A 22,700-nucleotide genomic window follows, 5' to 3' on the forward strand; every position below is an offset into this window, starting at 1 on the left:
TGGGGCATTCGGCGGTGGTGCGGGGGATGGAGCAGGGGCGGGATTTCGGGCTGGCGGATCTGGAGCCGGGCGCTCTGGAGGCGCTGGGGGTGTTGCTGGCGCGGCTGGACGGTCAGGGCAAGGACTGGGAGCGGTTCGGCCGTCAGGCGGTGCAGTTCCATCTGCGCAACGCCGAGGCGTGGGCCAACCGGGCCACGGGTGAGGATCTGGCCGCCCAGATCGACCCCGACTTCGTCTTCGGACCCGAGGTCTCGGCCACGAGCCACTCGGCCGCGTAGCGCTGGAGGCGTCCGGCGGACCGGAAGGGCGGCCCGCGTACGCGTCGGCCTACCGGCTCCGTGCCCGATCGGGACCGGTTCCGTGCCGCGCGCCGCCTTCGCCGCGAACCGGCGTCAGGGCTTTCTGGCCACGCCGCACACGGCCAGGGACTGTGAGGGGTCGTCGTAGAGCGGAAAGTCGTCGGGCCGCCACTCGGGCAGCCAGACGAGTCCCGGATTCACCAGTTCGAAGCCGTCGAAGAGCTCCAGGATCTCCGCGCGGGAACGCAGGACGAGCGGTGAGTTGGCCCGCTCGTAGACCTCGGTGCCCTTCCTGGCGGCTTCGGGGTGAAAGTCGTGGGTCCCGTGGGAGAGGACCAGGTAGCTGCCGGAGGGGACGGCGTCCCGCAGCGTGGCCACGATACGCCGGGGATCGTCGGCCTCGGTGATGAAGTGCATGATGGCCACCAGGAGCACGGCCACGGGCTTGGTGAAGTCGAGGTGCTTGAGGACCTCGGGGGAGTGCAGGATCTCCTCGGGCTCCCGCAGATCGCCCGGGGCCACCGTGACCTCGCCCTTGCTCGCGCGCAGGAGCGCCCTGGCGTGCGCGAGGACGATCGGGTCGTAGTCGACGTAGGTGATCCGGGCGTCGGGGTTGATCTCGTGGGCCACCTCGTGGACGTTGCCCTGAGTGGGCAGCCCGGTGCCGATGTCCAGGAACTGTTCGATGCCTGATCCGGCGAGGAACCTGACGGCCCTGCCGAGGAAGGCGCGGTTCTCCCTGGCGGCGATCCGCACCTCGGGAACGGTGGAGAGGACCTCCTCGGCGGCGGCGCGGTCGACGGGGAAGTTGTCCTTCCCGCCGAGGTAGTAGTCGTACAGCCTGGCGACACTCGGAGTGTTGACGTCGATCCCGCGTTGCGTCCACTCTTCGTCGGCCACGCTCTCACCCTCCGCCTGAACAGTCGAGAAGATCTCTAATCTGAGCGTAATGCCCAATGTGTAGCTAGAGGCAATATTTTCGGTAGAAAGTATTACCGCTCTTCCGATCATCCGGACCCCGGACGGTCTCGTGCCGGTGCGGTACCGCCGGCGTGTGCGCCGAAGGGGGCGCCGGGCCGCCGGGCGTCCCGGCGGCGGTGCCCTGACCGGGGCCGGGAGGGAGGAAGAGGGCGGGGCGCGATGGGCGGAAACCGTTGACGGGGATCTTCCGCCGAACCGCGGCCCGCCGTGGCGGCGGCTTTCGCGGGGGCGGGGCCGCCGCGCCACCCGTCGGACACGGGAAGGCGGAAGCCCGGGGAATCCCGGGCTTCCGCTGCCGTGACCGGAAGGGTCCACGGGCCTGTGCCGCCCGCCGGCGCCGGTGGGGGCGCGTCGCCGCGTGCCCGCCGACCCCGACGTCGACGGAGGCGTCGCGCCCGGTGAGGGGATGGGGCCGGTTACCGCGTCAGCGGTGCCAGCCTCCGTCCCAGACCCGGACCTGAGCCGACCGGCTGGTGCTCTCGGAGAGCTCGTCGTTGCCCTCGTAGACGGCGCGGTACTCACCGCTCCTGAAGGCGCGGGCCTTGGCCTTGAACTGGCCCCGCCACCCGCTGTCGGCGGAGGTGACCCACTTCCAGCCGCTGGAGCCGCGCGAACGGAAGTAGATGCCGACCTCCTCGCCCTTCACGCCCTCCCAGAAGCGGTCCTCACGGACCTGCAGGCGGCCGGTGAAGTAGACCCAGCGCCCCTTGCGGACCGCGTCGGGGGAGACGCGGAAGCTGGCCAGCCGGGTCTCGGCCTTCTCCTGCTGCTCGTGCTTGACGGAGAAGTTGACCTGGTCGGTCAGCTTCTTGCCGTCCTTGTCGTAGGCGTCGGCGATGGCGAGCCAGCGGCCCTCGATGTCGTTGGCGTCGAAGCTCGTGGTGAAGCGCCACAGGTCGCCCTCGTGGAGGAGCTTGGGCTCCTGCGCGTCCTGGTTGCGGAACTGGGCGGAGGCTGGCCTGAGGCGGAGCTCGACGCGGACCGCCTCCGTCGTGCGGACCTCGATGGTGACGTTCGTGTCCTGGCGGTCGGTCACCACGACCGGGTTGGGATTCACGTTGTCGATGTGCACGCTGAGGGCGGCGCGCTCCGCGGAGGCCGGGCCGGCGGACAGAAGCAGCGAGCCGCCGAGCGCCGCGGACAGGAGGCCGACAGTGATTCGTTTCATCAAGACGTTTCCTTCTCCCCGTTGTCGGAAGCGGTCAGGGGCGATCGCCTCCACCTATATAAGACAGGTAGATCGTGGTCAAAGTTGCTCCATATCTAAAAAAAGTCTGAATCAAGTTGCCTTGCGGTAACGTTTCGCCGTAAACCCCCAGGTCAAGGCGTTGTAAGTAAGTTCTTCCTTTCTTTGATGTCGAAATAAAAAATGTCCGATTTGTCGGGAATAATGATCCGTGTGGCGCTCGCTGGAGGGATGGGGTGATCCACTGCCGAGCGGGAAACGGTGGCCGGGGCCGCCCCGGCGGGCCGGAGCGGACAGCCGGGAGGCGTCCTCGGCGGCCGATCGCGGATACCGTTTCCCCATGAGCGCCACCATCGTCGCCAAGGATCTCGCCGCGGGGCACGGCGACCGCGCGCTGTTCTCGGGCCTGGAGCTGGTCGTCGCCCCCGGTGACGTGATCGGCCTGGTCGGTGTGAACGGTGCGGGCAAGTCCACCCTGATGAGGATCCTGGCCGGACTGCTGCCCCCCGAGCACGGCACCGTACGGCTCAGCCCGCCCACCGCCGTGGTCGGCTACCTCCCCCAGGAGCGCGAGCGGCGGGCCGGTGAGACGGTCGGGGCCTTCCTGGCCAGGCGGACCGGGGTGGCCGAGGCGGGGCGCGCGCTCGACGCGGCGACCGAGGGACTGGTCGAGGGCCGTCCCGGTGCCGACGACGACTACGCCGCGAGCCTGGAGAGATGGCTCGCCCTGGGCGGAGCCGACCTGGAGGAGCGGGCCGAGGAGGTGGTCGCGGATCTCGGCCTGGCGGTCGGCCTGGACCACCCGATGACGGAGCTCTCCGGAGGCCAGGCCGCCAGGGCCGGAACGGCCTCCCTGCTGCTCAGCCGTTACGACGTCTTCCTGCTGGACGAGCCGACCAACGATCTCGACCTCGACGGGCTGGAGCGGCTGGAACGCTTCGTCACCGGGCTGCGCGCGGGGACGGTCGTGGTCAGCCACGATCGCGAGTTCCTGGCCAGGACCGTGAACCGGGTCGTCGAGCTCGACCTCGCCCAGCAGCTGATCCGCTCCTACGGCGGCGGCTACGAGGCCTACCTGGCCGAGCGCGAGGTCGCCAGGCAGCACGCCCGCGACGAGTACGAGGAGTACGCCGGCACCGTGGCCGCGCTCAAGCAGCGGGCCGGGATGCAGCGTGCCTGGATGGAGAAGGGCGTCAAGAACGCGCGGCGCAAGGCGCCGGACAACGACAAGATCGGCCGGAAGTTCCGCAGCGAGACGACGGAGAAGCAGGCGGCCAAAGCCAGGCAGACCGAGCGGCTGATCGAGCGGCTGGAGGAGGTCGAGGAGCCGCGCAAGGAGTGGGAGCTCCGGATGGAGATCGCGGTCGCCCCGCGGGCGGGCGCGGTCGTCGCCACCCTGCGCGGCGCCGTGGTCCGGCGCGGCTCCTTCACCCTCGGTCCCGTCGACCTGCAGATCGGCTGGGCCGAGCGGGTCGCGATCACCGGGGCCAACGGCTCGGGCAAGTCCACGCTGCTGGCCGCGCTCCTCGGCCGCGTCCCGCTCGACGAGGGGAACGCCTCGCTCGGCCCCGGCGTGGTCGTCGGAGAGGTGGACCAGGCGCGGGGGCTGTTCCTCGGCGACGAGCCGCTGGCCGACGCCTTCGGCGCCGCCGCCGATGACATGGCTCCGGCCGACGTGCGCACGCTGCTGGCCAAGTTCGGGCTGCGGGCGGCACACGTGCTCCGGCGGGGCGCGACCCTGTCCCCGGGGGAGCGGACCCGGGCCGCGCTCGCGCTGCTCCAGGCCAGGGGGGTGAACCTGCTCGTTCTCGACGAGCCGACCAACCATCTGGACCTGGCGGCGATCGAGCAGCTGGAGTCCGCGCTGGCCTCCTACCCCGGCACGCTGCTGCTGGTCACCCACGACCGGCGGATGCTCGACGCCGTCCACACCACGAGACACCTTCACGTCGACGACGGACGGGTGACGGAGAGCTGAGGGACACCGCCCCTCCCGGAAGACGGCCCCCGAGTCCCCGGCTGCCGGTTCTCGGTGCCCGGTGCCCGGTGCCCGGTGCCCGGTTCCCGGAGTCCGGAGTCCGGGGCCGGGAACCGGGGACTCCGGAAGCCCCCGCGAGCCCCGGAGCCCCGGAAGAGGGTCCGCCTACCGCGGCCCCCGGGGCGGTCGCTCACTTCAAGCCGCTCACTTCGACAGGTAGATGACCTTCCATGCCTCGGCGTAGAAGCAGTTGACAGAGGGCTGGGCGGCCTTGGCCTCGGAGCAGACCTTCACCTCGACCTGGTAGACGTCGCGGGAGGTGAACGAGAAGGTCTTCGGCGTGCCGTAGGAGCAGTTGCGGACGCTGTGGTGCTTGAACGGCAGGTTCCCGCCCGAGGTCCGGTAGGTGATGCGGAAGACGGCCCAGCCGCAGGTCGAGCCCTTGGGAGTCAGGTCCTGGAGCTTGCCGGAGACGCGGGCGGTCTTGGCGGCCGGGATGACCTGGTGGTCCTCGCCGGAGACCGCCACGGAACCGGCAGCCCTGGCTCCGCGGCCGGGGGAGGTGTAGGGACCCCACGTGATGCTCGGCGCGGCCGTCGCGGTCTCTTCCGCGCCGGTCGAGGCGTGGGCGGCGGTGGGGGCGATCGAGGCGAGAACGGCGGCCAGGGCGAGGCCGGTCAGGGTCCGGGTGATCGTCATCGGAGCGATCCTTTCCTGCGGTGGTGCCCGTAGTATCCGGCGGCCCGCTTTCAGGCCGCTTGACCGCTCACTGCAAACGGGTATCAGCCGCCCTCCGGCGAGTATCAGTCGTCTCCCGGGGGGAAGGAGGCGTGCAGGGAGGTGGGTGTCATGGAGGTCCTGGGAATCGACATCGGCGGATCGGGCATCAAGGGAGCCCCGGTGGACATCGCCAAGGGCGAGTTGGCCGGCGAACGTCTGCGCATCCCGACCCCCGTTCCGGCCAAGCCCAAAGAGGTCACCGAGGTGGTCGCGCGGATCGCCGAACACTTCGGCTGGAAGGGCCAGGTGGGGATCACCTTTCCCGGAGTCGTGGTCGACGGCGTCACCCGGACGGCCGCCAACGTGGACCACGAGTGGATCGGCGTGGACGCGCGGTCGCTGTTCGCCACGGCGATGGGCCTGCCCGTGGTCGTGCTCAACGACGCCGACGCGGCGGGCATGGCCGAGGTGACGGTCGGCTCGGCCAGGAACCAGGCCGGAGTGGTGCTGATGCTGACGTTCGGCACCGGCATCGGTAGTGCCCTGTTCGTCGACGGGCATCTGGTGCCCAACACCGAGCTGGGTCACCTGGAGATCAGGGGCAAGGACGCCGAGAGGCGCGCCTCCGACCACGCGCGTGAGGAGGGCGAGATGAGCTGGGAAAAGTGGGCGGGAAGGGTCGAGGAGTATCTCCGGCACGTCGAGGCGCTGTTCTCACCGTCACTGATCGTCATCGGCGGCGGGGTCAGCAAGAAGGCCGACAGGTTCCTGCCCCTGGTGAAGGTGCGCACCCGTGTCATCCCCGCGACCCTCCAGAACGAGGCGGGCATCGTGGGGGCGGCCATGGCCGCCGCGGCGCTGTAGAGCCCGCGATGTTGTAGAGCCTTGTGTGTCATATGCCGGAAAGGCCGTTCAAATTTTGATCTTCCTTTGGCGGACACGCCCTCTGACCTGGGTAGGTAGCGATAGTTAGATGATCACATCTGCTGGAGGCGGAGAGACGTGACGCAGTCGACGGGCGTGCTGGCCCGCTGGATCCTGGCCACCGGGATGGTGGCTCTCACAGCCGCCGGAGCGACGGGAACGGCCGCCGCGGACGGGGACGCCGGGCAGGAGGTGAGGCTGTCGCCGTACCGGGCGGGGCCGGGGGCCGATCTCAGGATCACGGCGTACGACTGCCGGGGGCCCGCCTTCGCCCAGTCGGAGGCGTTCCAGAACGAGCCGGAACTGGAGGAGGACGACTCGGGGGTCGCCGTCGGCTGGGCGCAGGTGGACTACGGCGCGCGCAGCGGTTCCTACAGCGTCGAGGTGGACTGCCGGGGCGACGGCGGAACCCTCTACGGCGAGTTCTACGTCGTCGACGGCTACGGCCCCAACACCGGTGGCGGCGGCCTGGCCCTGACCAGGAGCGCGGCCCGGGCGGCGGAGGGCTGGAAGACGGTTCCCGGGAAGGACGCGCCCGGTTTCACGATCGGCTGGGAGGCGGGCGCGGTCGCCGTGCTCGCCGGTGCCGGCGCGCTGGCGCTGATGTGGCGGCTCGGGGCAGCGGGGCGTGGCTGATACGGCGACCTCGCGAGGTGGTACCGGGTGCCGGACTTCCCCTCCGGCGCGATCGCGGGCGTGATCGCGGGTGTGATCGTCCCCCGCCGGGGACCGTCGCCGGCCGCGAAGGCGAATATTGGAGTGCGGAGAGCCCGGGTCTCGGGCACCATGGTCGGTTGGCTCGTGATCTGTGGGCCGAACGTATTCTGGTTGCAGTATGGGAACGCCTCCGTTGACATCTCCACTCGCCGAACTCCAGGCGCGCCTGCCCGAGCTCACGCTGCGTGACCAGCGGCGGCTACGGCGCAGGCTCGACGGAGCACGCAGGGTCAGGAACCGTGCCGCGCAGCAGAAGATCGCCGCGGAGATCACCTCCGACATCGAGAGGGCGGAGCGCTGGATCGCCGAGCGCAGAGCCGCCGTCCCTCCGGTCACCTATCCCGAGGCGCTGCCGGTCAGCCAGCGCAGGGACGACATCCTGGAGGCGATCCGCGACCACCAGGTCGTGATCGTCGCCGGTGAGACCGGCTCCGGCAAGACGACCCAGTTGCCGAAGATCTGCCTGGAGCTGGGGCGCGGGGTCAGGGGCCTGATCGGGCACACCCAGCCCCGCCGGATCGCCGCCCGGACGGTGGCCGAGCGCGTCGCGGAGGAACTGGACACCCCGCTCGGCGACGCCGTCGGCTACAAGGTGCGCTTCACCGACCAGGTGAGCGAGAGCACGCTCGTCAAGGTGATGACCGACGGCATCCTTCTGGCCGAGCTGCAGAGCGACCGCGACCTCGCCCAGTACGACACGCTGATCATCGACGAGGCGCACGAGCGCAGCCTCAACATCGACTTCATCCTCGGCTACCTCAAGCAGCTCCTGCCGAAGCGGCCGGACCTCAAGGTCGTCATCACCTCGGCCACCATCGACCCGGAGCGGTTCTCCGAGCACTTCGGCGGCGCGCCGATCGTGGAGGTCTCGGGGCGGACCTACCCGGTCGAGGTCCGCTACCGTCCCGTCGGCGAGGACGACGACCAGATCCAGGCGATCAGCGACGCCGTCGACGAGCTGTGCGCCGAGGGGCCGGGCGACATCCTGGTCTTCCTGAGCGGCGAGCGAGAGATCCGCGACACCGCGGACGCGCTGGCCAAGCGCAAGGACGCCGAGATCCTCCCGCTGTACGCCAGGCTGTCGGCGGCCGAGCAGCACAGGGTGTTCCAGTCTCACTCGGGACGCCGGGTGGTGCTGGCGACCAACGTCGCAGAGACCTCGCTGACCGTGCCCGGCATCAAGTACGTGGTCGATCCCGGATTCGCCCGCATCTCCCGATACAGCCACCGCACCAAGGTCCAGCGCCTGCCCATCGAGGCGATCTCCCAGGCCTCGGCCAACCAGCGCAAGGGCCGCTGCGGCCGTGTCTCGGAGGGCGTCTGCATCCGGCTCTACGAGGAAGACGACTTCCTGACAAGGCCGGAGTTCACCGACCCGGAGATCCTGCGCACCAACCTCGCCTCGGTCATCCTGCAGATGACCTCCATCGGCCTCGGCGACATCGCGGCCTTCCCGTTCGTCGAGCCGCCGGACCAGCGGCAGGTCCGCGACGGCTACGACCTGCTGCTGGAACTGGGCGCCTTCGACCAGGCCAGGCAGATGACCCCGCTCGGCCGCAAGCTGGCGGGACTGCCGGTCGACCCCCGCCTGGCGCGCATGGTGCTGGAGGCCGACCACAACGGCTGCGTACGCGAGGTCATGGTCGTCGCGTCCGCGCTGTCCATCCAGGATCCCCGCGAGCGTCCGGTCGACAAGCAGCAGGCCGCCGACGAGAAGCACCGCCGCTTCGCCGACAAGGAGTCGGACTTCGTCTCCTACCTGAACCTCTGGAACTACCTGCAGGAACAGCAGAAGGAGCTGTCCTCCAGTGCGTTCCGGCGTCTGTGCAGGGCCGAGTTCCTGAACTACCTGCGCGTCCGGGAGTGGCAGGACGTCTACAGCCAGCTCCGCCAGATGTCGAAGTCCCTCGGCGTCACGCTGAACAGCACTCCGGGCGACGAGCAGAAGATCCACGTCTCGCTGCTGTCCGGCCTGCTGTCCCACGTCGGCGTCAAGGACATCGACAAGAAGACCCCCGGCGAGGGCTCCCGCAAACCGGGTGCCGAAGCGCGCAGGCCGCTCACCGAGTACGTCGGCGCCCGTAACGCCCGCTTCGCCATCTTCCCCGGATCCGCGCTGGCCAAGAAGCAGCCGCTGTGGGTGATGTCCGCCGAGCTGGTGGAGACCTCCAGGCTCTGGGCCAGGACCAACGCCAAGATCGAGCCCGAGTGGGTCGAGCCGCTCGCCCAGCACCTGGTCAAACGCACCTACTCCGAGCCGCACTGGGAGAAGAAGCAGGGCTCGGTGATGGCCTACGAGAAGGTCACGCTGTACGGCGTGCCGATCGTGGTGCAGCGCAAGATCAACTACGGCCGCATCGACCCCGAGCTCAGCCGGGAGCTGTTCATCAGGCACGCCCTCGTCGAGGGCGACTGGGAGACCCACCACGCCTTCTTCAAGGAGAACCGCAGGCTCCTGGAGGAGGTCGAGGAGCTGGAGGAGCGGGCCCGCCGCCGCGACATCCTGGTCGACGACGAGACGCTGTTCGACTTCTACGACCAGCGTGTCCCCGCCGACGTCGTCTCGGGACGCCACTTCGACTCCTGGTGGAAGAAGGCCAAGGCCGGTCAGCCCGACCTGCTGAACTTCGAGAAGTCGATGCTGATCAGCGAGTCGGCGGGCGACGTCAGCCAGCGCGACTACCCCGACGTGTGGCGTCAGGGCGGCCTGCGCTTCCCGCTGACCTACCAGTTCGAGCCCGGCACCGACGCCGACGGCGTCACCGCCCACATCCCGCTCGCCCTGCTCAACCAGGTGAACGTCGAGGGCTTCGACTGGCAGATCCCCGGCCTGCGCGAGGAGTTGCTCACCGCGCTGATCCGGGCGCTGCCCAAGAACATCCGGCGCAACTTCGTGCCCGCCCCCAACTACGCCAAGCAGGTGCTCCAGCGCGCCAAACCCACCCAGGAGCCGCTGCTGGCGGTGCTGGAGCGGGAGCTGCTCGACCTGACCGGTGTCCAGGTGGCGAGGGACGCCTGGCAGACCGATCTGGTGCCCGACCACCTGAAGATCACTTTCCGGGTGATCGACGGCCGCAAGCACAAACTGGCCGAGAGCAAGGACCTGGCCGAGCTGAAACGGCGGCTCGCGCCCAAGCTGCGCCAGACCCTGTCCAGGGCCGCCGACGGCCTGGAGAAGTCGGGGCTGACCACGTGGGAGATGGGGGAGCTGCCCAAGACGTTCGAGCAGCGCAGGATGAAGGCCTACCCCGCGCTGGCCGACGAGGGCGCCACGGTGGCCGTGCGGATGTTCGAGACCGAGGCGGAACAGCGCCGGGCCATGTGGGAGGGCACCCGCAGACTGCTGCTGCTCAACACCCCCTCACCGGTGAAGTGGGTGCTGGGCCGCCTGGACAACCAGTCCAAGCTCGCCCTCAGCCGTAGCCCGCACGCCGGAGCCGTCGCCCTGTTCGACGACTGCGTCGCCTGCGCCGCCGACGAGCTCATGGGCCGCTACGGCGGGCCCGTCTGGGACGGCCCGGCCTTCACCACCCTGCACGACAAGGTCCGCGCCGAGCTGTTCGACACCACCGCCGAGGTGGTGACCAGGGTCCAGGACATCCTCAAGGTCTGGCACACGGTCGTCACCCTGTTGCCCGAGGGCGGTTCGACCCCCGCGATCGAGGACATCCGCGACCAGGTGGCCGACCTCGTCTATGCCGGGTTCGTCACCGAGACCGGCTACCGGCGCCTTCCTGACCTGCTCCGCTATCTCAAGGGCGCCCAGCGGCGGCTGGAGAAGCTGCCCGACGACCGCTTCCGCGACACCGAGCGGATGCACAAGGTCCACGACATCGAGGACGACTACCACGAGCTGGTGGAGAAGCTCCCGCCCGCCCGCCGCTCCGACGACGACGTCCGGCAGATCCGCTGGATGATCCAGGAGCTCAGGGTGAGCTACTTCGCGCAGACCCTGGGCACGCCGTACTCCATCTCGGACAAGCGCATCCGCAAGGCGATGGACCAGCTGTGAGGCCGGGCCGCCACGCCGGGCGCCCGGGTCTCCGGTCGGGGTGCCCGGGTTCTCTCGCGGTGGCCCACTCCCTCGGGGTTCGCTGACTCGCTGATCAATTGATCTTCTTCGGTTCGTGATGCATTCATGATCGATTCATGAGTCGTACTCACCTTGAGCTCTACATTTACTCCTCGTCAGGCCGAACTGTCCCGACCGTTTTTTTGAGGAGCATGGTGAAACCGATTGTGCGTCGAACCATCCGTGCGATCTTAGCGATCACGCTCGCCGCGATGGCGGCCGTGAGCGCCGGGGTCGTGGTATCGGCCGCGCCCGCCTTGGCGGACCGCTCGCCGCAGCAGATTGTCAATGACTGCTACGACCCGAAGTCGGAGTTTCGGGGGAACACCCGCTGGTGGGTCCCCGCCTGCAAGGTCACAGTGCTGTCCGGTAGGCAGATATACGGCGCCCCCAGGGCCGCGGGGCGTGGGCAGGCGGCCTGCAACCCCAACGGTGGCAGCACGAGCATCACCGCCTCCCACACCACCTCGTCCTCCTTCTCCTGGGGCCTCGACATCGGTGTCAAGAAGAAGTTCGGTGACCTGGAGGGGCAGGTCGGCGTCAAGCTCGGCTGGAGCTGGAGTTGGTCCGATACCAAAGGCCATGCCGAGTCCGTGAGCATCCCGGGTTGGTCCGTCGGCTGGGTCGAGGTCAAGGAGGCCTTGCGCGAGGTGGTCGTCGACGTCAGGGCCGACTACCTGGACGGCCGTGGCTACGCCGAGGAGGCCAAGAGGCAGATCGTCTACTCCCCGGACCCGACCCGCGAAAACGATTGGGTGGGGCGCAGCCGCCCGATGACCGACTGGGAGATCGGCTACTACTGCAACAGGAACGCCACTGCCTCCGATGAGGCCGGGTTCAAGTCGTTCCCCGTCGGCACGCTCGCCACGACTTCCTCGTCCGCGGCCGTGTCCTCCTCCGCCGAGCCTTTCGCCGCCTCCGAGGTGTCCGCGCAAGGGGCTGAGGAGTACGGCCCCGACTTCCGCTTCTGGGCCAGCAGCCGGGGCCGCCTGCTCAGCAGCTACAGCGGCCTGTGCATGACCGTGCGCAATGGTTCCGCTGCCGACGGAACCCGGATCGTGCAGGATGCCTGTGGTGCCAACCTGCCCAAGCAACAGCTCTGGAGCACCGTGGACCGGCGGGATGGCCAGGTCAAATACGTCGCCTACCAGAACGCCAAGAACAAGAAGTGTCTCGACATCAGCGGGAACGAGCGGGACGACGGGCTGATCCTGGAGCAGTACACCTGCGTGCCCTCGGCGCCCGTGCAGAGTTGGCTGGTGGAGCACGTCACCCTGAGGATCCCGCCCTCCTACCAACCGCAGGACGGTTACTTCCTCAGGAACAAGAAGACCGCCAAGTGTGCGGCCCTGGACTTTTACAACGGCATGTCGAAACCGGACAGCCCCCTGATGCAGTACCCCTGCCACCGCTGGTGAACTTTCTCTGGGCGGGCGTGCGGCCACGGCCGGGCGCCCGCCCCGGGCCGTACGGCGCACGGGGCGCCGCCGGAGGGCCCGTTCCGTGACCGGGAGTGGACGTCCACGGGCCACGGCATCGAGGACGGGTGCCGTGCTCGGCCGGAGAGGCCTCCTCCGCCCCTGAACTCCGTCGGTGCGGCGACCGAGTGATCTTCTTTGTTTCGCTACGCATTCATGGTCAATTCATGAGCCGTGCTCATCTTGGCTTTTACATGCTTTTTGTCAGGCCGAAATATCCGGCCGCACTTTCTGAGGAGCATGGTGAAACCACGTTTGCGTCGAATCGTTCGCTCGTTCTCAGCGGTCACGCTCACCGCGCTGGCGGTCATAAGCGCCTTGGTCGCGACGCCGGTCGCGCCCGCCTCGGCGGCCCGTTCCCCGGAACAGATCGTCAGGGACTGCTACAACCCGAATTGGCGGCAGGCGGGAGACCTCGTCTACGCGGTCCCCGAATGCAGGATCACGGTGAAGAGCGGTGAGAGGGTGTACGGCTCCCCCGAAGTCGCGGGAAGCCCGTCTGTCATGTGCAACGGCAAGGGGGGCAGCACGACCATCAACGGCTCCAGCACCACCTCGACCTCCTTCTCCTTCGGCCTCGACCTCGGTGCCAAGAAGAAGTTCGGCGACCTTGAGGGACAGATCGGCGCCAAGCTCGGCTGGAGCTGGAGCTGGTCCCAGACCCGGGGCTGGGCCACCAGCGTGAACATCCCGAGGTGGGGTGTCGGCTGGGTCGGATTCCAGAAAGCCCTGCGCAAGGTGGTCGTGGATGTCGTGGCCGACTACGACGACGGCCGAGGCTACGCCGAGTACGCCAGGGACCAGGTCGTCTACGGCCCGGACCCGGACGGCAAGGACAAGCCGGTGGGGAAGAGCCGTCTGCTGACCAACTGGGAGATCGAGCACTACTGCCACAGCGCCGCCTTCACCGCCTCCGGTGAGGCCCAGGCCAAGTCCCTTCCAGCCCCCGCGGACAGCTCGGCCCCGACCTCGGACGGCGCTTCCGGTGCCCCCGCCACTCCCGTCTCGGAGGCCGCCGTCTCCGCCGCGGACCCCGCCTCCGCGGCCTCCGCCGACTCCAAGGTGTCGGCGCAGGGATGGTACGGCCCCGACTTCCGCTTCTGGGCCGTCACCCAGGGCGGCCTGCTCAACAGCTACAGCAACAACTGCATGGCGGTGAAGGGGGGCAGCTCCGCCAACGGCGCCGCGATCGTCCAGGACGACTGCAACCCCAAGGGGCTCAAGGAGCAGCAGTGGACCCCTACGCGTAGGCCGAACGGCTACTTCATCTACCAGAACGCCAAGAACAAGAAATGCCTCGACGTGAGCGGGGCCGAGACGGCGTCCGGGCAGCCTCTGGAACAGTACGCCTGCTACCCCAACGAGCCCGTGCAGAACTGGAACATCGTGCCCGTCACCCTGAAGATCCCGCCCTACGACGACCCCCAGCCCGGCTACTTCTTCAGCAACAAGAAGAGCGGCAAGTGCATGGCCCTCGACTTCGGCAGCCTGCTGCAGGACGGCGGCCGGGTGGTCCAGCAGAACTGCCCGTGACCGTGAACCGCTGATCCGGTGAGTCTCCCTGTTCGGGGCGGGCGTGCGGCCACGGTCGGGCACCCGCCCCGGGGCACACGGCGCACGGGGCGCCGCGGCCCGTCCCCGAGAGGGAAAGTAGGATCGGGGTCCGATCGAAGGGGGGCATCGTGGTCAGGGCGCTGGTGTTCGACGTCGGGGAGACTCTGGTCGACGAGACGCGGATCTGGTCGCGCTGGGCCGACCGGCTGGGCGTCACCCGCTTCACGATGCTCGGCGTGCTGGGCGGCATGGCGGCGCTCGGCAGGTCCTTCGAGGAGGCGTTCCAGATTCTGCGGCCCGGCTTCGACGTCGAGGCCGAGCAGGAGGCGTGGCGGCGGGAGGACCCCGACGGGCTCCGGGTCGACTTCGACGCCGACGACCTCTACCCGGACGTACGGCCCGGCCTGACCGCGCTGCGCGACCTCGGCTACGAGCTGATCATCGCCGGGAACCAGCCCCCGCAGGCCTACGACGCGCTGGCCGCGATGAACCTTCCCGTCGACTCCATCCACACCTCGGACGGCTGGGGAGTGGCCAAGCCCGATCCGGAGTTCTTCGCCAGGGTCGTGACGGTGTCGGGGCGCGAGCCCGGTGAGATCCTCTACGTGGGGGATCGGCTCGACAACGACGTGCTGCCCGCCCGTACGGCCGGCATGCGCACGGCCCTGATCCGCAGGGGCCCGTGGGGCCACCTGCACGCGACCCGCCCCGAGGCGGCCGAGGCCGACCTCGTCGTCGACGACTTCCCCGCCCTCGTCGCCGCCCTGCCCGACCGCCTCTCCGTCTGACCGATTCCCCCTCGCCGTCTCCTCCCCGCCTGCTTCGGTCCCCGGCGGCCGTCGCCCTGGCCGATTCGGCGCCCGATGTCCTCCGCTCCTCACCGGCCCTGTCCGTCCTGACCGGCGGTCCCGGGTGACCGCGCGGGCCTGGGCCGTCGCGCCGCGTTCGGCGAGGCGCTGCGGCAGGTGATCCCCGCTCCCGTGCTCCGGCCGGCCGGTCACGAGATGCGCGTGCTGGCGGGTCTGGTCCGGTGGCCGACCGGCCGCAGGCACGGCGTGGGTCCGGACGACCGGGCGTCACCCGCCCGCACGTCGTCTCTGCGGGGGAGTTGCGTCCGCTACGGCGCCCTGTTCGATCTGCGGGTCCCGCTCCACCTGGTCACCGCCGTCCGGGCCGAGCGGCGGATCCACGACGGCGGCCTCATCAGGCTGGACGGCGAGCGGCTCGAGGTGGTCGTCTCGGCCATGACCACGGTCGTGGTCGAGCCGGCCGAGCCGGTCACGGTCACGCGCCCGCTGGGCCGTACGGGCACCGCGTCGCTCATCCGGTTGCACACCGACGAGCCGCGGGAACTCGTCCGTGAGCTGTCGGCGCGGGTCACACGCCGTGACGCCGGTCAGGTGTCCGGCTCGGTGCCGTGACGTCGGTCACCTGTCCGGCTCGATGTGGATCGCGCGTTCCTCGGCCGACAGGTCGCCGCTGTCGGGACCGACGTCGGTGGCGTACGCCTCCGAGGTCTCGTCGGGGCCGATCCCCTTGTCCGGGGCCACCAGCCGGTCCTCCCCGCGCGGTGTGTGCCGGCGCTCCGGCGCCTCACGCCACAGACGCTCGTCGAGGGTGTCCTGGTGTTCGGGGTCGTCCTCGACGATCTCGTGATGGAGACCGAGGTCGTCGGTCCATCCCTCGACCTCGATCGCCTGCTCGTCGCTCAGACCCTCACGGTCTGGGGGCATCTCACTCATACCGCCGCCATACCCGTTTTATCTGGTAAACCCCATAAAAAGGGTGATATGTCGCATCTTCGGGCATTTCCGGTGCGGGGTGGAGTCCGGCGCGGGTCACCGGCCGCCGATGAAGTATCGGGCGGGGATGAACAGCTCGTGCCCGGTGTCGAAGAGCACCCGCACCCCGGCGGTCGTCCATTCGGTCGTCCTCACGGAGTCGGCGGACGTTTCGATGTTCACCAGGTGGCCGTGGGAAAGGCTGGGATCCCGGCCGACGACGATCTGGTGCGACTCCTCAAGAAGGCTGCTCCTGCGGACCAGAGCCAGCAGATGCCGCGAATCGTCGTCGTACGTCACGGTGGCCGGCTGGTCGCTGCGGTAGACCACCTCGGAACGCGGCCACCGCGCCGCGACGGACAGCGCCACACCCAGTGCCACACCCAGCGCCACACCCAGTGCGACGCCGAGAACGACCGGCCCGAGGCCTCTCGGCCGCCCGGAACGGTTCGGGTGGGTCAACGGCGCTTCCACGGCAAAGGGTGAAGTCATCAACGGTCTCCGTAAGGGTCGGTTACATGGTTCGTCGCTCCCGCGCGGTGGAAAGTTCACGAGGTTCCAGGCGCGCGACCCGGGAGGCGTTGGGGCCGGCGCCGCGCCGTACCGCCTCGAGGCTTCAAACTTAACCGGTCAGCCGGTACAGTTTCGGGTGTGCCAAGAGCGAGTTCGAAGGACCGCCTGCTCGACGCCGCGGCCGAGGTGCTCCTCGCCGACGGGGCCGAGTCACTGACCCTGGAGGCCGTGGCCCGGCGCGCCGGAGTCTCCAAGGGCGGCCTGTTCTATCACTTCCCGACCAAGCAGTCCCTGGTGGCGGGCATGGTCGAGCGCCTGGTCGGCGCCTTCGACGCGGCCCTGGCCGAGCCGGGCTCCCGCCCGGGAGACTTCCTGCGGGCTTACGTCGCCGCGACGATCCCCGACGCCCCCGTCTCCGGAAGGGGGCCCGCCGACCGCCTCACCGCCGCCCTGCTCGCGGGGATCCTCGTCGATCCAGGCGGCCTCGCGCCCCTGCGCGAGCGGTACGCGGCCTGGCAGCACAGGCTCGCCGACGACGGGATCGATCCCGCCGTCGCCACGCTGGTGCGCCTGGCCGTCGACGGCTGGTGGGCCGCCCGTCTGCTCGGCCTGGCCGAACCCGAGCCCGGGCTGCACGAGCGGGTCCGCCGTCACCTGATGGAGATGATCGACAATGGTGCGCGATAGCCTCCGCGTGCTCGCCCGTGTCCGCGAGTTCTCGCGTGCCCGCGCGGCCCTGCGCGCCCGGGCGGGCCGCGGCCACGGGTACGGAGGAGTCCACGGCTCCCTCGGGGTCACCAAGGCGCTCATGCTGGTCACCGACGTGGGATTCCTGGTCTACTTCTCGGTCACCGGCCTGGGGCTCATCCCGCCGGAGCTGGCCTTCGCCGACTACGCCGACCCGCTGATGGTCTCCTGGAACTGGTCGTTCCTGTGGATCGACCTGCCCGCCGCCGCCACCGGTCTCACCAGTCTTCTCCTGGCGCGCGGGGGCGTGCGTGACGCTTCCCAGCTGATGCTCGTCTCCCTCGTCCTCACCTCGGCCTCGGGGCTGATGGCCGTCGCCTTCTGGACCCTGCGCGGGGACTTCTCTCTCGTCTGGTGGATCCCCAACCTCTACCTGCTGCTTTTCCCGCTGCCGGCGATCGCCCGCCTGACCGGACTCGCCGGGCGGCGCCGGGCCGAGGACGGGGCGCGGATGACCTGACGGGCAGGGCGGGACGGCGGCGCTCCGGGGGCGCGGTCCTTCGGTGCCTGAGCATGGATGAGGTCAGGGCAAAAGCCTGTAAAGCGTTATTTGTCTAATTTGTCGGCTTTTGTGGAGTCATGTCGGGAACAGGGTGAACATCGAAACCCTGGAGGACGACATGATCACGCCGCAGGCGCCCGACGGCGAGCGCACGGAGGAGGCGGAGGCGCTCATCCGCGACCGACTGGTCCTGTTCCGGCGGCGCATGCGGCGCGAGGCGACCCTGGACCAGATAACGTGCCGGCTGGCCGTACGGATGAACGTGCGGCCGAGTGAGGCGGCGGCCTACCTGGCCCGGCTGTCGCACGACAGCGGGATCGACCTGCTCGACGTCGCCCGTTCGGTGGACGAGCGCAACCCCCGCTCGCCCGAGGAGCTGCGGGTCGAGATCCCAGAGTGGGTCGACGACGTCATGGGCGCGTTGCAGATGGCCGCCGCCTATCTGACCCCGATCCGGGACGAGGCCGGCCGCATCGTGGACTTCCTGGTCGCCGCGATCAGCGAGCAGGCCTGCGACGCGACCGGATACGGTCCCGAACTCCTGAGAGGGCGCAGAATGGTCGAGCTCAGCCCGGGAGTCGTCCGCTCGGGACTCCTCGACGCCTACCTGCGGGTATACGAGACGGGCGTCCCGTTCTCCAGGGGGCCCTTCGAATACGTGGAGATCAGGGGCGAGCGGTCCTGGCTCGTCTCGGTCAGCGTCAAGGCCGCGCGGGCCGGTGACGGGGTGCTCGCCACCTGGTGGATCCACGACGAGGAGGAGCGCCTGACCAAGGGGTGGGGGCGGGCTCAGCGGCTGGCCGGGCTGGCCTGGGCGGAGTGGGATCTGGCGACCGGCCGGGTGTCCTGGACCCGTGGCATGTACGAGATGTTCGGCAGGGAGCCCGCCGAGGGGCCGATTTCACTCGACCGGCTGCCGGGGATGGTGGCGGTGGGCGACGTGCCCGTCGTCAGGGAGATGATGCGCACGCTGCTGGAGTACCGCGAGGCCGTCGAGGAGGAGGTGCGGATCCAGCACCGGTACGGCATCCGCCATCTCCGCCTGCTCGCGGAACCCGTCCTCGACCAGGAGGGCCTTCCGGTGGCTATCCGGGTCATGGCGCAGGACATCACGGCCGACCGCCGCAGGGAGCGCGCGCTGGCCATGGCCCACGAGCAGACCTCGCGCGCCAGGCGCCGCGCGGAGGAGGAGCACCGTGTCGCGGTCACGCTGCAGGACACCCTCGTGCCCCCGCACCGGGGGATAGTCGATCTTCCCGGGCTGAGCCTGGCGCTCAGGTACCGTCCCGGTGAGGAGGTCGACAGCCTCGGCGGCGACTGGTTCAAGACCCGCCCGCTGCCCGACGGCCGGGTGCTGATCGCCATCGGCGACGCGATGGGCCACGGGCTGACGGCGGCGAGCCTGATGGTCCAGATGCGCAGCGGCCTGGCCGGGCTCGCCTACACCGGAGCCGAGGCCGACCAGCTCGCGACCTGGCTCAACGAGCTCACCTACCACGCGAACCAGGGGATCACCGCGACCGGAACCGCGATCATCGGCCACTTCGACCCGGCCGGGCGCGTCCTGACGTGGACCTCGGCGGGTCACCCGGCTCCCGTCCTGGTCCGCGACGGCAAGGCCGCCTTCCTGGAGGGCGATCCGGGCACCATGCTCGGGGCGTTCGAGGCCATGGAGTACACGCTCACCACGACGCGGCTCAACGAGGGTGACGTGCTGATCCTGTACACCGACGGCATCGTCGAGCGCCGGGGGCGGGACCTGAGCGACGGCCTGAACGCGCTGCTGGAGGCGGCGGCCCGGTGCACCGAGGGCGACCTGGAGGGCGACCTCACCTGCCTCCTGCGGCAACTCGACGACGAGCCCGCCCAGGACGACATCTGCGTGCTGGCCCTGCGAGTGCTCTGACCGTGTCGGCCGTCGCCCGTCATGGGCGTTCGTCACTTATATATGGATTGACTTATATAAGTGAGTGACGATACTTTTGCGAGGTCCGCGCGTCCGATGTGCTGGGCGATCCGGCCTGGAGCGGGGGCGGAGGCCGTCCGCGACGGTCCGGCGAGCAACCCGACCACAGGAGCAGTTCATGATCGAAATCACCGAGCAGATCAACGCCGTGCGGCGGCAGGTCGGCACGCGCGCGCTCGAAGCGGGCGAGGCCCGAGTCGTGACCGTCAGCCAGGTCTACGACGCGCCCATCGAGGACGTCTGGGACGCCTGCACCAACCCCGAGCGCATCCCCCGGTGGTTCCTGCCCGTCTCGGGTGAGCTCCGCCTGCACGGCCGCTACCAGTTCGAGGGCAACGCGGGCGGCGTGATCCAGTCCTGTGACCCGCCCAAGGGCTTCACCGCCACCTGGGAGTACGGCGGGGATGTCAGCTGGGTCGAGGTGCGTCTGTCCGGCGAGCCGGACGGCGGGACCCGTTTCACCCTCGAACACCTCGCCCACGTCGACGAGGAGCGCTGGGCCGAGTTCGGGCCCGGAGCGGTCGGCATCGGCTGGGACATGGGGCTCGTGGGCCTGGCCGTCCACCTGTCCTCCGGCCGGGCCGTCGCCCAGGAGGAGGGTGCGGCGTGGGCGGCCTCCGACGAGGGCATACGGTTCGTGACGCTCAGCAGCCGGAGCTGGAGCGACGCGAGCGTCGCGGCGGGCACGGACGAGGCCGCCGCCCGGGCCGCGGAGGCCCGCGTCACGGCCGCCTACACCGCGTACCCGGAGTCTTCTGAATCCCCGGAGTCCCCTGACGCCCCCGCCGGCTCCTGAGGTCCGCCTCGCCCGCTCCGTGGGATCCCCTGGCCCGGCCTAACCCGGCAGGTAGGCGGTCCGCCCCTCCTGCCGGGCGCGGCGGGCCGCGGTGATGCGTGCCGAGGTGTGGGCCGGGAGGAGCGTGGCGGCCTCGTCCCAGGGGAGGAAGGCCAGGTCGTCGAGCTCTTCGGCCTGCAGCCGGATGCCGGTGGGATCGTCCACGGTGCCGCCGTCGAACAGGAAGTTCACCATCGGGCGGGGGCGTTCGTCGAAGGGCGGCGACCAGTGCACCACGAGCAGCGCGCCCGCCTTGACCGACAGGCCGAGCTCCTCGCCGACCTCCCGCGCCGCGCAGTCGTGGGGCGCCTCCCCGGACTCGATCACCCCGCCGGGGACGGACCAGTAGGGCCGGTAGTTGGGCTTGACCAGCAGGACGCGGTCCTGGACGTCGGTAAGCAGAAGGCAGGCCGAGGCGAACACGCTGGGCAGCGTGGCGTACCACTCGGCGGGCTCAAGATAGGGCTTGCTCACCTCGGTCACGCTACCCACCCGGCCCCCGGATCCACCGCCGACCGGGTGGGAAACCCGCCGTCCCTGTGGATTCCGCTTACCCGTCCCCGGCGGGAGCGTCGGGTTCCAGCCAGACCAGCTCGGAGCCCAGGCGCGTGGCGGCGCTGAGGGCGCTCCGCCGCCGGCCGAACCCGTGGTCGACGCCGACCGTCGCGGCCGTACCGCACGGCAGCTCCAGCCCGTAGGCGACGATCGTCTCCGCCACCTCTTCCTCGTCCTCATCGAGCTCCCGGACCAGCGCGAACACGCGCGGCAGTCCACCGGCCAGAGCCCTCACCCCCTCGACCGTCCCGAAACCACCCTCCCGGACCGGGTCGTGGTGGACAATCGGCTGGTCGGATCCAGCGAAGTGTTCCATGGCGGATGCTTCCCTCCGGCGCCTGAGGCCGGGGTGGGCCTGCCCTCCAAGCGAAGCCCGCCCCGGCCCTTCCCTTGTCTTGACCTTCACGCGACCACCTGGCCCGTTCGCCTGACCGACGATCGCCAGGTGATTCACTCACTGTGACGACTCCATTACCTTGTGTATAGTGGCATGCACGGCGGGCGCTCCACAAGTTGTCTAGGTGGCTGAGTGACTCGCTTCTTAATTGCACGGGTCGTCGCGGGAAGGAAGGGGCATGGCTGCTCCCAAGTGGGTTACGTTGCGCTCCCAGTGGCTCGGGCAGCAGCTCCGGGAGCTGCGTGAAGCCAACGATCTGATCCTCAAGGAGGTGGGCGAATACCTCCAACGCGATCCGGCTACCGTCAGCCGCTTCGAGTCCGGTGGCTATCCGATCCGGCGTCCTGATCTCCTGGCTCTTCTCGACCTGTACGGCGTTGCTGATGGCAGGCGGCGTGAGGAATTGATGAAGCTTAGCCAGGAGGTCTGGCAGAAAAGCTGGTGGGACGGATACGCCGGAGAGGTCGCTGGGGCGTTCATCGACTATGTGTGGCTGGAATCTCGGGCGCGGAAAATCCTCACCTTCGACAACACCCTGCTGCCTGGCCTGCTCCATACATCGGCGTATGCGCGGGCGGCGATCGTGGCGGCTGAGTACGGCGCGAGAAGGGATCAGATCGATCGATGGGTCGAGCTCCGCATGAGTCGTCAGGAGATCCTTGGCGGTGACGATCCACCTCACTTCTCGGCGATCATCGATGAGGCCGTGCTGCGGCGTGAGGTTGGCGGCCGGAAATGCCTGGTGGCGCAACTTCGTCACCTCGTCGAATGTGTTTTCCGGTCAAGCGTGGAGATTCGTGTGCTGCCGTTCGCTGCCGGGGCGCATGCCAGTCCGACCGGTGCGTTCCGGATCTTCACGATGAGGGAGCCGTTCCCTGAGGTCGGTTATGCGGAGACGCCGAAAGGGGCCATCTATGTTGAATCACCCGATGCCGATGGCTTTGCGCGGACGTACGATGAACTGCAGAAGCTAGCGCTTACACCTGAAAAGTCGGCGGAACTCATCTCTGTGACGGCGGAGGAGCTGTCGCGGTGAATTTAAGGAAGGGGCATCTTATGTCCGATTCCGAGGCCTTGGCTCATGTCGCCTGGCATATCAGCACGAAGAGCGACAACGGCGGCGGGAGTTGCGTTGAGGCGGGGCCGTTGGGGGATGGGAGTGGGCGGGTGGCCGTGCGCCACAGTCGTCGTCCCGATGCCGAGGTGATCGTCTACAGCCGGGCCGAGTGGGTGGCGTTCGTCGGCGGTGTCAAGGACGGTGAGTTCGACTTCCCTGCTCTGTGATACGCGAATGGAAGGGTGTCGCATGTCTGGTTCCGAAAAGCTTGGTCAGGTGGCCTGGCGTATCAGCACGAAGAGCGAGAACGGCGGCGGGAACTGTGTTGAGGTGGGGCCGTTGGGGGATGGGAGTGGGCGGGTGGCTGTGCGGCACAGTCGTCGTCCTGACGCTGAGGTGATCGTCTACAGCCGGGCCGAGTGGGTGGCGTTCGTCGGC

22 protein-coding genes and 1 pseudogene are annotated in these 22,700 nt (G+C 69.3%); 16 read left to right on the plus strand and 7 right to left on the minus strand.

The annotated features are described in order from the left end of the window. Positions 1 to 278 (plus strand): annotated as a pseudogene (locus AB0N02_RS41885) (ATP-binding protein); the annotation flags it as partial. Between the two features lie 114 nt (positions 279 to 392). Here AB0N02_RS41885 and AB0N02_RS41890 read toward each other — a convergent pair. Continuing rightward, a complete protein-coding gene (locus AB0N02_RS41890; RefSeq protein WP_363959248.1) occupies positions 393 to 1,199 on the minus strand; it encodes an SAM-dependent methyltransferase in 807 nt (268 codons plus the stop codon). Between the two features lie 505 nt (positions 1,200 to 1,704). Further along, entirely contained in the window at positions 1,705 to 2,448 is a 744-nt protein-coding gene (locus AB0N02_RS41895; protein WP_363959251.1) for a hypothetical protein, read from the minus strand. A 358-nt stretch (positions 2,449 to 2,806) separates the two neighbouring features. On the opposite strand from AB0N02_RS41895, the gene AB0N02_RS41900 reads away from it, so the two are divergent. Next, a complete protein-coding gene (locus tag AB0N02_RS41900) occupies positions 2,807 to 4,444 on the plus strand; it encodes an ABC-F family ATP-binding cassette domain-containing protein (RefSeq protein ID WP_363959253.1) in 1,638 nt (545 codons plus the stop codon). A gap of 204 nt (positions 4,445 to 4,648) precedes the next feature. On the opposite strand, the gene AB0N02_RS41905 is transcribed toward AB0N02_RS41900, so the two are convergent. Continuing rightward, the gene (locus AB0N02_RS41905) at positions 4,649 to 5,143 is read right to left on the minus strand and encodes a hypothetical protein (RefSeq protein WP_363959256.1); all 495 of its coding nucleotides are present in this window, start codon (positions 5,141 to 5,143) and stop codon (positions 4,649 to 4,651) included. Between the two features lie 150 nt (positions 5,144 to 5,293). On the opposite strand from AB0N02_RS41905, the gene ppgK reads away from it, so the two are divergent. From ppgK to AB0N02_RS41940, 7 genes are all read left to right on the plus strand, one after another. Continuing rightward, positions 5,294 to 6,028: a polyphosphate--glucose phosphotransferase gene (gene ppgK / locus AB0N02_RS41910; RefSeq protein ID WP_363959258.1), complete on the plus strand. Its 735-nt coding sequence runs from the start codon at positions 5,294 to 5,296 to the stop codon at positions 6,026 to 6,028. Positions 6,029 to 6,166: 138 nt separating this feature from the next. Beyond that, positions 6,167 to 6,724 carry a hypothetical protein gene (locus AB0N02_RS41915; protein WP_363959260.1) on the plus strand — a complete coding sequence of 186 codons (558 nt, stop codon included), beginning with the start codon at positions 6,167 to 6,169 and terminating at the stop codon, positions 6,722 to 6,724. Between the two features lie 199 nt (positions 6,725 to 6,923). Next, entirely contained in the window at positions 6,924 to 10,817 is a 3,894-nt protein-coding gene (gene hrpA, locus AB0N02_RS41920; protein ID WP_363959263.1) for an ATP-dependent RNA helicase HrpA, read from the plus strand. A 272-nt stretch (positions 10,818 to 11,089) separates the two neighbouring features. Beyond that, a complete protein-coding gene (locus AB0N02_RS41925; RefSeq protein ID WP_363959265.1) occupies positions 11,090 to 12,295 on the plus strand; it encodes an RICIN domain-containing protein in 1,206 nt (401 codons plus the stop codon). 315 nt (positions 12,296 to 12,610) lie between these two features. Next, on the plus strand, positions 12,611 to 13,888 hold the full coding sequence (locus tag AB0N02_RS41930) for an RICIN domain-containing protein (RefSeq protein ID WP_363959268.1): 1,278 nt from the start codon (positions 12,611 to 12,613) through the stop codon (positions 13,886 to 13,888). A gap of 149 nt (positions 13,889 to 14,037) precedes the next feature. After that, positions 14,038 to 14,697: an HAD family hydrolase gene (locus AB0N02_RS41935; protein WP_363959271.1), complete on the plus strand. Its 660-nt coding sequence runs from the start codon at positions 14,038 to 14,040 to the stop codon at positions 14,695 to 14,697. A 177-nt stretch (positions 14,698 to 14,874) separates the two neighbouring features. Continuing rightward, on the plus strand, positions 14,875 to 15,330 hold the full coding sequence (locus AB0N02_RS41940; RefSeq protein WP_363959274.1) for a hypothetical protein: 456 nt from the start codon (positions 14,875 to 14,877) through the stop codon (positions 15,328 to 15,330). A 6-nt stretch (positions 15,331 to 15,336) separates the two neighbouring features. Here the strand turns inward: AB0N02_RS41940 and AB0N02_RS41945 are convergent, their stop codons facing one another. Both AB0N02_RS41945 and AB0N02_RS41950 read right to left on the minus strand, forming a co-directional pair. After that, positions 15,337 to 15,651, minus strand: coding sequence for a DUF5709 domain-containing protein (locus AB0N02_RS41945; RefSeq protein ID WP_363959277.1), 315 nt, complete (start codon positions 15,649 to 15,651; stop codon positions 15,337 to 15,339). A 96-nt stretch (positions 15,652 to 15,747) separates the two neighbouring features. Continuing rightward, entirely contained in the window at positions 15,748 to 16,182 is a 435-nt protein-coding gene (locus tag AB0N02_RS41950) for a hypothetical protein (protein WP_363959280.1), read from the minus strand. A gap of 159 nt (positions 16,183 to 16,341) precedes the next feature. Here AB0N02_RS41950 and AB0N02_RS41955 point away from each other — a divergent pair, with 159 nt between their 5' ends. The 4 genes from AB0N02_RS41955 (at position 16,342) to AB0N02_RS41970 (ending at position 20,214) form a co-directional block, all read left to right on the plus strand. Then, positions 16,342 to 16,890 carry a TetR/AcrR family transcriptional regulator gene (locus AB0N02_RS41955; protein WP_363959283.1) on the plus strand — a complete coding sequence of 183 codons (549 nt, stop codon included), beginning with the start codon at positions 16,342 to 16,344 and terminating at the stop codon, positions 16,888 to 16,890. After that, positions 16,877 to 17,410: a DUF5360 family protein gene (locus AB0N02_RS41960; protein WP_363959285.1), complete on the plus strand. Its 534-nt coding sequence runs from the start codon at positions 16,877 to 16,879 to the stop codon at positions 17,408 to 17,410. Before AB0N02_RS41955 ends, AB0N02_RS41960 begins: the two co-directional genes overlap by 14 nt. 133 nt (positions 17,411 to 17,543) lie before the next feature. After that, a complete protein-coding gene (locus AB0N02_RS41965) occupies positions 17,544 to 19,358 on the plus strand; it encodes a SpoIIE family protein phosphatase (RefSeq protein WP_363959288.1) in 1,815 nt (604 codons plus the stop codon). A 178-nt stretch (positions 19,359 to 19,536) separates the two neighbouring features. Further along, complete coding sequence (locus tag AB0N02_RS41970) at positions 19,537 to 20,214, plus strand: SRPBCC family protein (RefSeq protein ID WP_363959291.1); 678 nt, start codon at positions 19,537 to 19,539, stop codon at positions 20,212 to 20,214. A 39-nt stretch (positions 20,215 to 20,253) separates the two neighbouring features. Here the strand turns inward: AB0N02_RS41970 and AB0N02_RS41975 are convergent, their stop codons facing one another. Beyond that, a complete protein-coding gene (locus tag AB0N02_RS41975) occupies positions 20,254 to 20,727 on the minus strand; it encodes an NUDIX hydrolase (RefSeq protein WP_363959294.1) in 474 nt (157 codons plus the stop codon). A 76-nt stretch (positions 20,728 to 20,803) separates the two neighbouring features. Continuing rightward, complete coding sequence (locus tag AB0N02_RS41980) at positions 20,804 to 21,124, minus strand: hypothetical protein (RefSeq protein ID WP_363959297.1); 321 nt, start codon at positions 21,122 to 21,124, stop codon at positions 20,804 to 20,806. A 259-nt stretch (positions 21,125 to 21,383) separates the two neighbouring features. On the opposite strand from AB0N02_RS41980, the gene AB0N02_RS41985 reads away from it, so the two are divergent. From AB0N02_RS41985 to AB0N02_RS41995, 3 genes are all read left to right on the plus strand, one after another. Beyond that, positions 21,384 to 22,241 carry a helix-turn-helix transcriptional regulator gene (locus AB0N02_RS41985; RefSeq protein WP_363959300.1) on the plus strand — a complete coding sequence of 286 codons (858 nt, stop codon included), beginning with the start codon at positions 21,384 to 21,386 and terminating at the stop codon, positions 22,239 to 22,241. Between the two features lie 20 nt (positions 22,242 to 22,261). Then, a complete protein-coding gene (locus tag AB0N02_RS41990) occupies positions 22,262 to 22,489 on the plus strand; it encodes a DUF397 domain-containing protein (protein WP_363959303.1) in 228 nt (75 codons plus the stop codon). A 22-nt stretch (positions 22,490 to 22,511) separates the two neighbouring features. Continuing rightward, positions 22,512 to 22,700 (plus strand): DUF397 domain-containing protein (locus AB0N02_RS41995; protein WP_363959306.1); only part of this gene is annotated, 189 nt, incomplete at its 3' end.

The organism is Streptosporangium sp. NPDC051022 (assembly GCF_040683035.1).
Classification (GTDB): Bacteria; Actinomycetota; Actinomycetes; order Streptosporangiales; family Streptosporangiaceae; genus Streptosporangium.